This window comes from Paraburkholderia azotifigens (assembly GCF_007995085.1).
Lineage (GTDB): Bacteria > Pseudomonadota > Gammaproteobacteria > Burkholderiales > Burkholderiaceae > Paraburkholderia > Paraburkholderia azotifigens.
In genome coordinates, this window is record NZ_VOQS01000003.1 from 2,478,932 (window position 1) to 2,493,039 (window position 14,108).

Annotated in this window: 8 protein-coding genes; 2 read left to right on the forward strand and 6 right to left on the reverse strand. The window is 64.3% G+C overall.

What is annotated here, in order from left to right; all coding sequences use genetic code 11:
• Positions 1 to 39: 39 nt before the first annotated feature.
• Positions 40 to 4,527 (reverse strand): DEAD/DEAH box helicase, encoded by a 4,488-nt coding sequence (locus FRZ40_RS28390; RefSeq protein ID WP_240057308.1) that lies wholly within the window; start codon positions 4,525 to 4,527, stop codon positions 40 to 42.
• Positions 4,528 to 4,886: 359 nt separating this feature from the next.
• On the opposite strand from FRZ40_RS28390, the gene FRZ40_RS28395 reads away from it, so the two are divergent.
• Both FRZ40_RS28395 and FRZ40_RS28400 read left to right on the forward strand, forming a co-directional pair.
• Complete coding sequence (locus tag FRZ40_RS28395) at positions 4,887 to 5,936, forward strand: aldo/keto reductase (protein ID WP_028366487.1); 1,050 nt, start codon at positions 4,887 to 4,889, stop codon at positions 5,934 to 5,936.
• A gap of 697 nt (positions 5,937 to 6,633) precedes the next feature.
• Positions 6,634 to 7,587, forward strand: coding sequence for an IS5 family transposase (locus FRZ40_RS28400; protein WP_147233004.1), 954 nt, complete (start codon positions 6,634 to 6,636; stop codon positions 7,585 to 7,587).
• A gap of 266 nt (positions 7,588 to 7,853) precedes the next feature.
• Here FRZ40_RS28400 and pelG read toward each other — a convergent pair whose 3' ends face one another.
• The 5 genes from pelG to FRZ40_RS28425 all read right to left on the reverse strand — a co-directional run bounded on the left by pelG (position 7,854) and on the right by FRZ40_RS28425 (position 14,094).
• The gene (gene pelG / locus FRZ40_RS28405) at positions 7,854 to 9,224 is read right to left on the reverse strand and encodes an exopolysaccharide Pel transporter PelG (RefSeq protein WP_147236319.1); all 1,371 of its coding nucleotides are present in this window, start codon (positions 9,222 to 9,224) and stop codon (positions 7,854 to 7,856) included.
• Between the two features lie 16 nt (positions 9,225 to 9,240).
• Positions 9,241 to 10,824, reverse strand: a complete 1,584-nt coding sequence (gene pelF, locus FRZ40_RS28410) for a GT4 family glycosyltransferase PelF (RefSeq protein ID WP_147236320.1) — start codon at positions 10,822 to 10,824, stop codon at positions 9,241 to 9,243.
• A gap of 10 nt (positions 10,825 to 10,834) precedes the next feature.
• Positions 10,835 to 12,004 (reverse strand): hypothetical protein, encoded by a 1,170-nt coding sequence (locus FRZ40_RS28415; RefSeq protein WP_028366484.1) that lies wholly within the window; start codon positions 12,002 to 12,004, stop codon positions 10,835 to 10,837.
• Positions 11,991 to 13,469 (reverse strand): PelD GGDEF domain-containing protein, encoded by a 1,479-nt coding sequence (locus FRZ40_RS28420; RefSeq protein ID WP_147236321.1) that lies wholly within the window; start codon positions 13,467 to 13,469, stop codon positions 11,991 to 11,993. The genes FRZ40_RS28415 and FRZ40_RS28420 overlap by 14 nt, the downstream gene beginning before the upstream one ends.
• Positions 13,470 to 13,542: 73 nt before the next feature.
• Positions 13,543 to 14,094 carry a penicillin-binding protein activator LpoB gene (locus FRZ40_RS28425; RefSeq protein WP_147236322.1) on the reverse strand — a complete coding sequence of 184 codons (552 nt, stop codon included), beginning with the start codon at positions 14,092 to 14,094 and terminating at the stop codon, positions 13,543 to 13,545.
• Between the last annotated feature and the right edge of the window lie 14 nt (positions 14,095 to 14,108).

Sequence of the window (14,108 nt, forward strand, 5' to 3'; positions counted from 1 at the left end):
GCATGAAGGTTGTGCGTGCATCGGTCGCGCCAGGGGATGCTAGTAGCGCCGCGCGAGACGCATGCGCATCAGCTGCTTCGTTTCGCCGTCGGCATCGTCGGGCAGATTGAATTCGCCCGATACGAGCGACGCAACGGGTACGCCGTCGCGATACAGCACGCGATTGCCCGCAACGGCGGGCACCTTGTTCCCCGGCAGCAGCGTGCCGACGAGATTCAGCGGATCGGTGCCCGCGACGCAGACAAAAGCACCGTCGTTCGCATGCCGGCGTGTTTCGCGCAGCAACGGAATGGCTTCGGGCAGCGCGAACTGCTCACCCGCGAGACCGTTGACGAAGCGTCCGCCGCGCACCTGGCCGCGGGCTTCGAGCCGCTGGTACACGCGCAGCAGATCGCGCCACGGCGGCAGCCATTCGGCTTCGCGTTCGAGCAGACGCCAGAAGACGACGCCATAGCGCCGCAACAGAGTCATCGCGACATGCTCGAGCACCTCGGGTTCGAACGATGCCGCGCGGCGGGCAGGCGAGGGGGGAGCCGCTGCACCTTCTTCGGGCGCAGCCGCGACGGGCCGCCGCCGCAACAGCGCCCAGCGTCCCGCATCGTCCATCCCACCGATCAGCGCACCAGCGCCGCGTGGACGACGGCTCGGAAAGTACGACGCGTTGCGCTTCGCGACGGGCTTCAGCAGCGCACGCAAGCCCGCGAAGCTGTCCGAATTGACGAGTCCCGCTGCGACCAGTTCGCCGAGCGCGGTTTCCAGTTCGACGCGCAACAGATGCACGTCGCCCGACAGTTCGTCGAAGAACATCGCGCCATGCTGCGTCAATGCGTCCAGGACCATCTGCGCTTTCGGCGACAGTTCCGGCTGCTTCGACGTATCGAGCAGCGCGGTCCACACGGGCAGCGCGCGGCGCGCCAACAGCACGATGGGCGTGCTGCGCACCGGACCGCTCGCGCCGCGCGCGCGGTCCGTGAGCCGCATCCAGACGATCTTGCCCGCGCGGCACAGTTCGTCGAGCGACGTGATCGAATAGTCCTTGAGGCGTGCGGGCAGGAGGTCTTCTTCCCACGCGCTCGCTGCCGTCTGAAAACCTTCCATCTGATCGAGCACGGCGGCGAGCGCGTCGCGCCCTTCACCGCGCGTGTCGGGTGTGAGACGCTGCCACGCGAACAGGAAGCGCATGAAGTCGTGCCGCTCGACGGGCTCGATCTCGCGGCGCAAACGCCGCACCGTATAGCGATGGATGCGCGCAAGCAGATGCCGCTCGCACCATTGTTCTTCGAGCGCGCCGGGCGTGAAACGGCCGCGCATCACATAGCCTTCCGCTTCGAGCCGCGTCAGCGCCTGCGCGACGGTAGACGCGGGCAGCGCCAGCGCGCGCGCGATCAACGACAGCGGCAGCGGCCCGAAGCCCGTGAGCCGCGCGCGCACCACGTCGACGAGTGCCTCGTCTTCCGTCCAGGCTTCGTCGAAACCCCTGGGCGCACGGATCGCCGGTTCGATCTCCGCGTGCGGATAGATCGCCCGCAGCGACGTCAGGCGCTCCGCGGGCAGCCACAATGCGTCGTGCTGCGCGACCTGCATGCGCGTCGCGTGACCCGTCTTCGCGAGTTCAGCGAGCCAGGCGGGCCAGCCTTCGTTGCGTTGCGCCTCGCTCTCCGTGATGCACGCGAGGCCCGTCAGCGCTTCGTGCATTTCGTCGGTATTGCGCACTTGCGGCCACGCTTCCTCGCCGACACTCGCGATGGCATCGGCATCGAGCGCGCCGAGATCGTCGGCGGACTCGAGGCCCGTCGTATAGCGGCGATTCAGCACGGCTTGCGTGCGGCGCTCCTCGATGGGCGCATCGTCGAGAAACGCATACGGCCTGGCCGTCAGGATTTCGGCGGCAAGCGGCGAGGGCGCGGGCAGATCGCGCGAAACGAGTTGAATCTGGCCGCTTTCGATCCGCCGCAGCAGCGCGAGCCAGGCTTCCGTATCCATTGCTTCGTGCAGACAGTCGTCGAGCGTCTGATCGACAAGGGGATGATGCGGCAACTCGCGCTCGCCGACGATGTTTTCGAGGCACGCGGCCTGATCGGGAAACACGGTGGCGAGCAGATCGTCGCTGCGCATGCGCTGCAACGGCGGCGGCGTCTTGCGGCCGCCCGTGTAACGCGGCAACGCGAGCGCCGTCGTCGCGTTCCAGCGCCAGCGCACGCCGAACAGCGGTGCGTCGAGCAGCGCCTGGATCAGCACGTGTTCGGCTGTCGCCGAACGCAGATAGCGCCACACTTCGTCGAGCGCGAAGCTGTGCGCGCCCGTCAGCGACAGCACGATCGCATCTTCCGTCGCGGCCGCCTGCAGTTCGAAATTGAACGTGCGGCAAAAGCGCTTGCGCAGTGCGAGTCCCCACGCGCGGTTCACGCGGCTGCCATACGGCGTGTGAATCACGAGTTGCGTGCCGCCCGATTCGTCGAAGAAGCGCTCCATCACGAGCGTGTCGCGCGTCGGCAGCGCGCCGAGCGTCTGACGCGCGCGCGCCAGATACTCGACGATCTGCCGCGCGGCGGATTCAGGCAACTTCGATTGTTCTGCGAGCCATGCGATGGCGGGTTCGAGATCGAGCGTGGTGGCTGTTGCCTGCTGTTCGGCGAGTGTCGCGACGGCGTCGTGCGGATCAGTCAATGTTTCGGCCTGTGCAGCGACAGACGGCGCGACCTTCGCTTCTGCCAGCCGCTGCCCGATTTCCGCGCGCAGCCGTGCCACGCCCGCCGACAACTCGTCGCTGCGCCCCGGCGCTTCGCCGAGCCAGAACGGAATGTTCGGTGGCTGGCCTTGCGCATCTTCGACGCGCACGCGGCCGCTCTCGACGCGCATGATCCGGTACGACGCATTGCCGAGCTGGAACACGTCGCCCGCGAGACTTTCGACGGCGAAGTCTTCGTTCACCGTGCCGATGTTGAGTCCTTGCGGTTCCAGGATCACCGCGTAATCGGCGTTCTCGGGAATCGTGCCGCCCGACGTCACCGCATACAGCTGCGCGCCGCGCCGCCCGCGCAGCGTGCCGTTGACGGCGTCGCGATGCACGTAGGCGGCGCGCGGGCCGTGACGGCTCGTGTAGCCCTCGGCGAGCATGCGCAGCACGGCATCGTACTGCTCGCGTTCGAGCGTGACGTACGGCGCGGCGCGGCGGAACAGGTCGAACAGCGCGTCCTCGCTCCATTCGGCATTGCAGACTTCGGCGACGATCTGCTGCGCGAGCACGTCGAGCGGCGCGCGCGGAATATGCAGCAGATCGAGTTCGCCGCGCCGCACGCAATCGAGCAGCGCCGCGCATTCGATCAGATCGTCGCGCGAAGCGGGAAAAAGCCGCCCCTTCGGCATGCCGCCTACATGATGGCCCGAACGCCCGACACGCTGCAGAAACGGCGCGATCGCACGCGGCGAACCCATCTGGCAAACGAGATCGACGTCGCCGATATCGATGCCCAGTTCCAGCGATGCCGTTGCAATCAGCACGCGCAGCTCGCCACGCTTCAGACGCTGTTCGGCATCGAAGCGGTGTTCTTTCGCGAGACTGCCGTGATGCGCGGCGACGGATGCCTTGCCGAGGCGCTCGGTCAGATGACGCGCGACGCGTTCCGCCATGCGTCGCGTGTTGACGAACACGAGCGTGGTGCGATGCATCGCGACGAGTTCGGCGAGCCGGTTGTAGACGAGCTCCCACGCTTCGTTCGACATCACCGCTTCGAGCGGCACGGGCGGTATTTCCAGCGCGAGATCGCGCTCGCGTACGTGGCCGACATCGACGATCGCGCAGTCTGCGGGTTCGTCGCTGTCCGGGCTGATGCCGCCCGCCAGAAAACGCGCGACGGCTTCGATCGGCTTTTGTGTCGCCGACAGGCCGATGCGCGGCAGGCGCCGTCCGCACAGCGCGTCGAGCCGTTCGAGCGACAGCGCGAGATGGCTGCCGCGCTTGCCGCCCGCCATCGCGTGAATTTCGTCGACGATCACGGTTCGCACCGTCGCGAGCATCTTGCGGCCCGACGCCGAGCCGAGCAGCACGTACAGCGATTCCGGCGTCGTCACGAGGATATGCGGCGCGCGCTTTTTCAGTGCGTTGCGCTCCTGCTGGGTCGTGTCGCCCGTGCGCACGGCGGTGCGGATATCGGGCACGGGCAGGCCGCGTTGCGCGAGTTCGTTCGCGATGCCTTCGAGCGGCGTTTGCAGATTGATGCGGATATCGTTCGACAGCGCTTTCAGCGGCGATACGTAGACCACGAGCGTTTCATCGGGCAGTGCGCCGCCGTGCGCGAGTCCGTCGCGCACGAGTTCATCGAGCGCGGCGAGAAAGGCGGTCAGCGTCTTGCCCGAACCCGTCGGCGCGGCGACGAGCGTGTGCCGGCCGTTGCGGATCAGCGGCCACGCGGCGGCCTGCGCGTCTGTCGGCGCGGGAAAGGTTTTGCGGAACCAGCCCGCGACGGCGGGGTGAAACCCCGCCAGCGGGTCGGCCATCGTTCCGGCGGAAGAGAGGGCGGAGGTCATGACGTCGAAGATGGGGGCGCGGCGCTGCATATCCAGGGCACGGCCTGCGCGAGCCCTTGAAAACGTTAGACCCGCTCAGTCTCGCAGGTTTCGCGGGGGCGTGCTGTGAGTCGCCTGCATAACGCAACTACCGGTCTGTCAATTCTGCGCAGGCGTGCGTCACGCGTGGCGGTACTTGATGCCGGTATCCCTTCTGATTGCATGCAAGGGAGAGGGCGATACATCGGGCGGGCGAAACATGCACGCTGCACTGCACGAGACAGTGATGGATGCATTGGCAACGCACGAGCAGCGATTGCGGCCATTGAGTATGCTGGCTGATCCAGCACCGTTTCATCACCAACGTGGAGTCTCGAACCATGCGATACAACCAGCTTGGCCGTACTGGCGTCTTCGTGTCGGAACTGTGCCTCGGCACGATGACATTTGGCGGCACGGGTGGCATCTGGCAGCACATCGGCGACTTGCAGCAGAGCGATGCCGAGCGTCTGATTGGCCGCGCGATCGACGCGGGCATCAATTTCATCGATACGGCCGATGTGTATTCATCGGGCGTGTCGGAGCAGATCACGGGTCAGGCGCTGAAGAACCTCAAGGTGCCGCGCGATTCCGTCGTCGTGGCGACGAAGGTGTTCGGCCAGACGGGCGACTTCGCGAATGCGCGCGGCGCGTCGCGCTACCACATCATGGACGGCATCAAGGCGAGCTTGCAGCGCCTGCAGCTCGATCACGTCGATCTGTACCAGATCCATGGTTTCGATCCTGCGACGCCGATTGAAGAGACGTTGCGTGCGCTCGATACGCTCGTGCAGCATGGACATGTCCGCTATATCGGCGTGTCGAACTGGGCTGCGTGGCAGATCGTGAAGGCGCTTGGCATCTCCGAGCGGCTGGGTCTTGCGCGCTTCGACACGTTGCAGGCGTACTACACGATCGCGGGGCGCGATCTGGAGCGCGAGCTTGTGCCGATGCTGCGAAGCGAAGGGCTGGGGTTGATGGTATGGAGTCCGCTGGCGGGTGGTTTGCTGAGCGGCAAGTATGGGCGCGAGCAGCAGGGCGAGGCGGGCAGCCGCCGCACGACGTTTGACTTTCCGCCTGTGAATCGGGACCGGGCGTTTGATTGCGTGGACGCGATGCGTGTGATTGCCGATCGTGCGGGGGTGTCTGTTGCACAGATTGCGCTGGCCTGGCTGTTGCATCAGCGTGCTGTGATGAGTGTCATCGTTGGCGCCAGGCGCGTTGAGCAGCTTGATGACAATATTGCTGCGTGTGGTGTGCAGCTTGGCGCTGACGAGCTTGCTGCGCTCGATGAGGTTAGCGCTTTGCCTGCGGAATATCCTGGATGGATGTTGGAGCGGCAAGGGGAGCCGCGGCGGGAGCAGATTGCACAGGGGCGGTTTGGTTTGTGAGCTTTTGGTGGCATTCGCGGTTTGGTTTGCGCTGGCATCCGCGGTTTGGCTTGCGCTGGCATCCGCGTTTTGCGTTCTGTACTTCAGGCGTTGCCCCTGTGCGGGGCGGCACCTACTTTTCTTTGCAGCGGCAAAGAAAAGTAGGCAAAAGAAAGCCGCTCACACCGCCAGCGCTTGTATTTGCCCAGGGGCTCTCAACGTCCCCGTCCTTCCCACGGCAACGCACTGTCTTACGCCCGTTGCCAGCGTACTAACTCACGCCTCACCCGCTTCACACTTCCGCGTCACGTTTCTCTTTACCAGAAAGTTCACCGCCGCCCAGGTGGCAAACTGTGTGTAGGCTGTCGCGACGAAAATGCACCACTCCGGACTGAAAAGCGGGATCGGTGTCGTAGAAGCGCGAACGCGTAAGGCGCGACAAGCTACACACAGTTTGCCACCTGGGCGGCGCAAACCGTTCGCTGTCGCTGGCTGTGCTACGGGTGATTGGAGAGGGTGACGCGCCGGTTGAAGGCGTTGGCAACACGCGTGAAAAAGTGCGATGCCGCCAGGAGTGCGGGACCCGTGGGGGCCCGCAGGCAACGACTAGGATTGGCGGTGTTAGCCCGCTTTCTTTGCTTAGGAATCTCTGCAAAAGTCCTGGCATTGACGTGAGCTTGGACTATCCTGGGATCAGGAGACTTCATGGAGTGGCGTGATGACACAACTTGGTCTTGGTCTGGATCTGTCGACGAAGCGCACCCGCAAGCGCGAGTTTCTCGATGAGATGACGCGCGTGGTGCCGTGGCAGAAGCTGATTGCGCTCATCGAACCGCACTATCCGAAAGGCAAGACTGGCCGCCCGCCTTTTCCGATCCAGACGATGCTTCGCATTCACTTCATGCAACAATGGTTCAGCCTCTCGGACCCGGCGATGGAGGAGGCGCTGCACGACATCCCGCTGTACCGGGAGTTCGCGCTGCTGGGCACGGGCATGACGCGCCTGCCTGACGAGAGCACGATCCTGCGATTCCGGCACCTGCTTGAGGCCCATGAGCTGTCGGCCAGAATGCTGGCGACGGTCAACGAGATCCTGCAGGCGAAGGGCCTGATGCTCAAGGCGGGCTCGGCGGTCGACGCAACGCTGATTTCGGCACCCAGTTCGACGAAGAAGGCTGGCACGCGAGACCCGGAGATGAGCCAGACGCAAAAGGGCGGCAGCTGGTACTTCGGTATGAAGGCGCACATCGGAGTCGATGTGGAGTCGGGGCTGGTGCATACCGTCAAGTGCACGCCGGCAAATGTTCACGACATCACGGTGGCGCATGAACTGTTGCACGGCGACGAGGAGGTTGCGTTTGCCGATGCGGGCTACGTGGGCATCGAGAAGCGAGGCGAAACGGGGGCGGTCCAGTGGCACGTGGCGATGAGGCCGAGCAAGCGAAGAAAGCTGGACAAAAGCAAGCGGCTCGACAGAATCTACGAGAAAGTCGAGCGGCTCAAGGCGGGCGTGCGGGCGAAGGTTGAGCACCCGTTTCGGGTGCTCAAATGTCAGTTCGGCTATCTGAAGGCGCGGTATCGAGGCATGGCGAAGAACACGGCGCAGATCGAAACGCAGTTCGCGCTGATCAATCTCTGGTTGGCTCGCGGGGTGCTCGGTAAAGCGAAATGAAGGGCGAAGACGCCCCCAAAGGCGCAGCGTCCATGCGCAAGATGCGACCGGCATCGGTTCAACACAGCGTGAATGGGGACGCGAATTCCACTCCGCGCGTGCCAGTTAGAGATCCCAGGCAGAAAACGGGTTGTTCAGACCTTCCCTTACTTTCTTTGCGGCGGCAAAGAAAGTAAGTGCCGCCCCGCACAGGGGCAACGCCTGAAGCACCGATACGAAATCGCGGATGCCAGCGCAGCAGAAATAGCAAGCCGCACAAGGCGCACTCATTGCAACATAAAAGTCTCATACTCCAAAGAATCAAGCTTCCGATCAAGAAGATAAAGACTGACGAGCACAACAACAAGGAGGGAGCCAGCAAACCCATACCCATAAAAACCGGGATTCAAAGACAACGTAACAGCCGTCAGCACGACATTAAGAACAACAAACAAACCGACAAGAAACAGAACAATCTTCCGCTTGTCGAGATAAAAGAACACATTGATGGTGCCCATAAACACGACTTGCATACTGGCGGCAATCACATCGATATAAAGCAAGGGCAGATACAGCGTAGAAATCTGCAGCCATTGCAGCAGGATGGTACCGGCAGCGAACAACATCATCGCAGCGATGGCCTGCACCTTCATGATCTCCCAGATACCATTGCGCAGAGCCTCGACCATCGCGTTGCGCATCCGCTCGATATGCTGCAAAGAAGCACCTTCGCGCACAGCGTCATAAAACGCGTCATAGTACTCGACGAAGTCAGTTTCAATGCGCATCAGGAAAACAGCCATACCAGGAATAATCGCGAGATACGCGAGAAACACCGGAATGTCATAGATGATCGATGCGCGCAGCGGCCCGATCACCGGCTGCCCCGTCCCCGGCGAATACCAGAACATGAACTTGTCGGCCCAGATGCCGAGGTTGTAGAAAAACCCGGTCAACATCAGCGACGGATAGCGATACTCCTTGCGAAACATCTCGAACGAAATGAAATGGTCGCTGTGGTAATCGCGGTAGATCAGGGCGAGCAGGCCCATCAGCAATACCGTTTGCCCAATCACGAAACCCGACAGCAAGCCCGTCAGGCCGAACATGTTCAGCGTCAACGCCGCACCCGTCGTCACCGCATAACCGATGAAAAACACGACGATGATCGACATGTACTGCTTCATGCCCGACAGAAAGATCGTCGCGATCCAGATATTCCCCATCACGACAAAGCCCGCCAGCATCAGCAGCCGGTAAGCCGCCGTCTGCTGCGCAAACAGAAACACCACCGCGCAACCGCCGAGCACAGTCGAAGCAGCCGTCACGATGAACATCACCGCGTGAAAATTCGGCAGCACCAGGTCGCGCCGCTTTTCGAACAAACGGTCGGACGTGAAGCGCGTGTACGCGAGCTGCAGCGGCCCCGTCAGCACCAGCGACAACGAAATCAGATACGTGACGGATACCTGAAACTGCGTGATGAGTCCCGTCGGCAGCACGAACGGAATGCTCAGCACGCCGATCAGCAGAATGCCGACGATCGACAGCACCCATGGTCCCGCGCCAATCAGACCTGCATACGTGTACGCCTGCATCAGCCCCAGCAGCGTGTTGCGCCGGAGCATCTTGCGCAGTTCGAAACCAATCCCCGCCATAGTCGCGCGCTCCCGTTCAGTGAGGCATCTGCATCAGACCGGCTTCCGATGCGGGCGGATCGGCGAGATCCGCTTGCGCCGTGAGCCTTGCATACAGATCGCGATATGAGCCGACCATCTGCTCCTGCGTGTAGAAGCGCTCGACGCGCGCGATGCCCGCCTGCTGCGCGGCACGCCAGTTGTCTTCGTCGAGCAGATCGAGCGCGGCTTCAGCGAGCGCGCGCGGATCGGCGATCTGCACCACGCGGCCCGCCGCGCCGAGCGCCGCATCGTCGCCTTCGAGCCCGTGGATCAACTGCCGGCACGAGCCCACGTCCGTCGTCACGGACGGCACGCCCGCCGCGAAGCCTTCGAGCACGACGAGCGGCAGCGCCTCCGAAATCGAACTGAGCACGAGCACGCCGCATTTCGGCAGCAACTCGTCGATCTTCTGGAAGCCGAGAAACTTCACCTTGTCCTGCAAACCAAGGCTCTCGACGAGCGCATGGCATTCGGCTGCATACGATGGATCTTCGTTCTCCGGACCGGCAATCCACGCTTCTGCTTCCGGCATGCGGCGCACGACGGTCAGCATCGCGCGAATGAAGGTCTTGATGTCCTTGATGGGCACGACGCGGCCGATCAGGCACAGCGTCTTGGGCACGCCGGCCGCACGCTGCGCACGCAGCGGCGCGAGCTTCGGCAAATTGACGCCGTTCGGAATGCTGGCCGTCCTGGCTTCGGGCGCGCCGTCCAGAATCTGCCGCTGACGGTTGCCTTCGTAAAGCGCGATGATGTCTTGTGCGGCGTCGTAGCACACATGGCCGAGCGTTTCGAAAAAGCGCACCCACAGGTCGCGGAAATAACCGATCTGCGACACGTCGCGCTCGAAGATGCTGCGGTTATCGCGTATCCACTCGCTCTGGAACAGATCGATCTTGCGTTCCTTCGTATAGATGCCGTGCTCCGACACCAGCAGCGGACGCGCGTGACGATAGCGCGCGAGCGCGCCGAGAAAGCCCGCATAACCCGTCGATACCGTATGGAACATCTTCACACGCGGCAGGCCGTCGGCGATCTTGGCGAGCTGCCAAAGCGGCTTGTGCATGATGCGCACGGTCCAGAAGTAATCGACGAACGACGGGTCCGTGCAGAACTGCCGGTACTGATCGGTCAGATAGTGCCAGGCTTCCTTCGAATAGAGAAATGCGTCTTCGCCCAGTGCGCCGCCCGGACGCAAGTCCTCCAGCATGTCCTTCAGCATGCGGCCCGCCGCGTGACGCATCGCGGGATTGCGCAGCGCGTCGTGCAGATGCGCGGAACGCATGAACGCGGACGCGTCGCCGCGCTGCTTCTGCACGAGCGGCTGCGGCGCGAAATCGTACAGATAGTGGTTCTCCAGATGCACGACGTTATCCGGCAGCGCGTACTGCATCTTCGGATAGTCCTGCGGACGGCTGCCCAGAAAGCACAGCGCAAACGAATACTCGGGAAACGCGCGGATGATCTGGTTGACCCAGCTCGACACGCCGCCGCTCACATACGGGAACGTGCCTTCGAGCAACAGGGCGATATCGGCGGAATCCGCATCCGGCAGCGAGGGCGTATTCGATGAAAACATGAGGATGGCCTCAGATGGTGCGGGGCCGCGCGGCGCCGGGTCCGCGTGGCTTCCAGAAATCGACCACGGCGGACAGCGTCGGCGTGGTCGCGCGGCTGTCTATTTCGGCGAGCAGCGTGCGCACGCGCGCAAAATCGCGGCGCAGGTAAGCCGTTTCGGCGAGCCACGGCAGCATCCGGTCGCGCGGAAAGCCGCAATCGATCGCACGCTGCAGCATCGTCTCCGCGCCGTCGAGATCGAGCCGCGCGATGGCAAGGCGCCCGCGCAGTCGCCACAGCGCCGCGTCGTGCGGATCGTGTTCGAGTGCGGCCGCCGCGAAGCCGTCGGCCTGATCGGCGGCGTTGCGATATACATCGCCTGTCACGAGGTTTTCGTAAATCAGCTCGCTATACAGTTGCGCGAGCGTTCTGTTCGCCTGCGCACGCTCGGCGTCGCTCAGGTCCGGACGCAGCTTGCGATCGAGCTTGGGGCGCTCCACGAGTATCTGCTGCGTGAGCGCTTTCTCGCGATTGTCGAGAATGCCGTAGGCAAGCAGCCGGATGTCGTCGAGCGGGTCGGCGAGCATGCCTTGCAGCAACGGCGAAACAGTGCGCGCGGGCATCGACTGCATCGCGAGCAGTGCGGTCATGCGAAACGACGTGCCCGCGTCGGCGTTCTGCAATTCCGCCTTGAGGCGCGCGCCGCGTCCATACGACACGGTGCCGATCAGATTCGCGGCGAACTCGGGTTCCTCGACGAGCACCACGGGCAATTGCGCGCGCGGACGCGGCAACGCTGCGCCAAGCGCGAGCGCGCCGAGCGAACAGAGCATGCCGCCGACAGGCACCGCGAAATTCAGAAACCACAGCGACGCGAGCAGCCCCATACGCGGAAGCCGGTAGCGCGCGGGCATCATCGTCGCGAGGCCGAGCGTCGTGGCAAGCGCGGCAGTGGCTTGCACGAGCAGGCACAGCAATACGGTCTGCGTGTTCAGCTGCGCGGCAGCGCGTAGCGTCGCGGGCTCGGCGTTATCGAAGCTGCCGAGCCATTGCGCCGACGTGTCGGGCGCGCTGCGCGCTGCGAGCATGAAGACGCCGATCTGCAGCGCGAGGCCGAGGATCACGAGCAGCACCCCGACGAGCGTGAGGCGCGCGCCCGCAGGCTTCGTGCGATCGACGGTGACGCCGTCAGAAGCGGACATCGCAACGCTCCAGCAAACGCCGCAAGGCGGCGACAGGTTCGTCGGCGGGCACGGCCATCGAATGCACGGCGACGCGCGCGGCTTCGAAATCGACGCCGTACTGCGCGCGCAGATTCTCTTCGATACGCAGCAGATAGCCGTCGACGGCGCTATCGCCCGACAGCGGCATCAGCGTGAGCACCACGCGGCACCGCTCGTCGCGCAGCGGCCATTGCACGTCGAGCGCGCGCCGCGTGCGCAGCACGTGTTCGAACAGCATGTTGCCGCGCTCGTCGTTATGGAACGCGAGCGCGACGATCGACGATTGCACCTGCGTATCGCGCTTCAGATGCACGAGCCGCGCATAGTCGAGCGCGAAGGTATGCGGGCAGGCCGGAAAGGCAGCGAGCGTGTCGCGCGTCACGACGGCGTGCTGCACGCCGTCGGCGTAGAAGTTGCACAGCACCAGCAGGAACTGCAGGTTGTCGCGCGTGAGCGCGAGGAACGGCATGCGCTCGACGGCGAGCACGCCGACGGGATTCTTCTGCGCGTCGATCAACGGCACGACGGCGACATACCGGCTGATCGACGCGTCCTGATTCGTCCTCGATTCGACATGAACCAGCGTGCGTGTGTCGAGCGCTTCGCGCACGAGGGGATCGTCGGGCTCGAACGCGGACGGCGCGCCGATCGATGCCGCCACGGCCGTCGAAGGCTTGCCGCCGCGCCAGGCGTGCACGCTCGCGCTTTCGATCTGGCACGCCTGCGCCGCCGCTTCGAGAAACGGCTGCGCGCCGCGCAGATCGACGATGCCGTGCTGCGCATCCGTCGGCTCATGATTGAGGATCACCGTGCGCAGCCGCGCGAGCGAATCGCGCAGCGTCGCGGGTCGGCCGAGCAGATCCTGTTCGAGCCGTTCGTGCGAGATGCGCAGCATGAACTGGTTGCGCGTGAGGATCGACAGACGCTCGGCGAGATAGTCGTTGGCGATGCGGCCCTGGCGAAGCCGCGTGATCCAGATATCGCCGAACTGCCCGCACAGCATCGTGACGACGAAGCCGCCAAGGAAAAAGCTGACGGGGAAGACCCGCGTCGCCGGCGGCGCGCTCAACGCATGGGCGAGCGAAACGGGCGCGGATGGGCCGCCGTATTGCGGATACAGCGCATACCAGGTTGCGAGCAATATGAGTCCCGAGAACACGCCCGCTATCGATCCATAGCGCAGCGCGATCACGAGCGGCACGATCCAGATCCAGCCGAAGCCGCTCTTGACCAGCAGCGGATCGTCGTGATCGAACGCCCAGCAGATGGCGATGGCGATCAGCGTCGCGACGATGGTCTCCAGCGCGGCGATCGCGCGGCGATGCGCGGAGCCGCGCGGCGGCGCGATCACGCGCGCCCACCAGGAGCCCGCACCGACGCTTTGCGCCTGGCGGCGCCGGTGGCGCCCGCGCGGCGCGGCGTGTTCGTTGGCCTGCGTGTTCATGGCGTTCGTCCTGTGAATCGGACCCTGGTGTCGATGATAGTCGCGCGCGGCAAGGTGTGCCTCGAGCCGTACATCAGCGCGCGAGCGGCGACAGCAGATCGCGCTCCAGCTTCTGCGCGACGCCCGATACGGCATCGCGGCTCCAGCCTGTGCGGCTGCCCGTGCCCGTCCACACGACCTTGCCCGTCTGCACGTCGATCACATCGAACGTTAGGCCGACGGCCGGTTCGCCGTCCACGCCGACCTTGTAGCGCCACTCGTTGACGGCGCCCGTCAGTGCATAGCGCGCGTTCTGCTGGCGCGCCCAGTTCAGCGCGTTCTGCTGCGCGTCGGGTTTCGCGGCGTCGAACAGCGTTTCGTCGTCGGCGCTCGCGGGGTAGCGCGACAGATTCGTGTAGCCGTACGACGCAAGCAGGCTCTGCGCAATCGATGCCGCGCGCTGGCCCGCTTGCGGCGTCTCCGTGTTGTTCGCGATGGGCAGAATCGCGACGCTGTCGTTCTTCGCGATCGCGGGCGGCGCGCTGCGATCGACGACCGCGCAGCCCGCGAGCGTGAGCGCCGCCAGCGCAACAGCGGATGCCAGTGCCGCCGTCGCGCGCGCGCGAATGTTCGTGCTGTGATCCATGTCGTTTTCCTCCA

Excerpts from the sequence above, each read along its gene's own strand:
- FRZ40_RS28415 (WP_028366484.1), bottom strand. The coding sequence starts at position 12,004 with ATGTCCGCTTCTGACGGCGTCACCGTCGATCGCACGAAGCCTGCGGGC.
- FRZ40_RS28400 (WP_147233004.1), top strand. The coding sequence starts at position 6,634 with ATGACACAACTTGGTCTTGGTCTGGATCTGTCGACGAAGCGCACCCGC.
- FRZ40_RS28420 (WP_147236321.1), bottom strand. The coding sequence starts at position 13,469 with ATGAACACGCAGGCCAACGAACACGCCGCGCCGCGCGGGCGCCACCGG.
- FRZ40_RS28425 (WP_147236322.1), bottom strand. The coding sequence starts at position 14,094 with ATGGATCACAGCACGAACATTCGCGCGCGCGCGACGGCGGCACTGGCA.
- FRZ40_RS28390 (WP_240057308.1), bottom strand. The coding sequence starts at position 4,527 with ATGACCTCCGCCCTCTCTTCCGCCGGAACGATGGCCGACCCGCTGGCG.
- FRZ40_RS28395 (WP_028366487.1), top strand. The coding sequence starts at position 4,887 with ATGCGATACAACCAGCTTGGCCGTACTGGCGTCTTCGTGTCGGAACTG.
- pelG (WP_147236319.1), bottom strand. The coding sequence starts at position 9,224 with ATGGCGGGGATTGGTTTCGAACTGCGCAAGATGCTCCGGCGCAACACG.
- pelF (WP_147236320.1), bottom strand. The coding sequence starts at position 10,824 with ATGTTTTCATCGAATACGCCCTCGCTGCCGGATGCGGATTCCGCCGAT.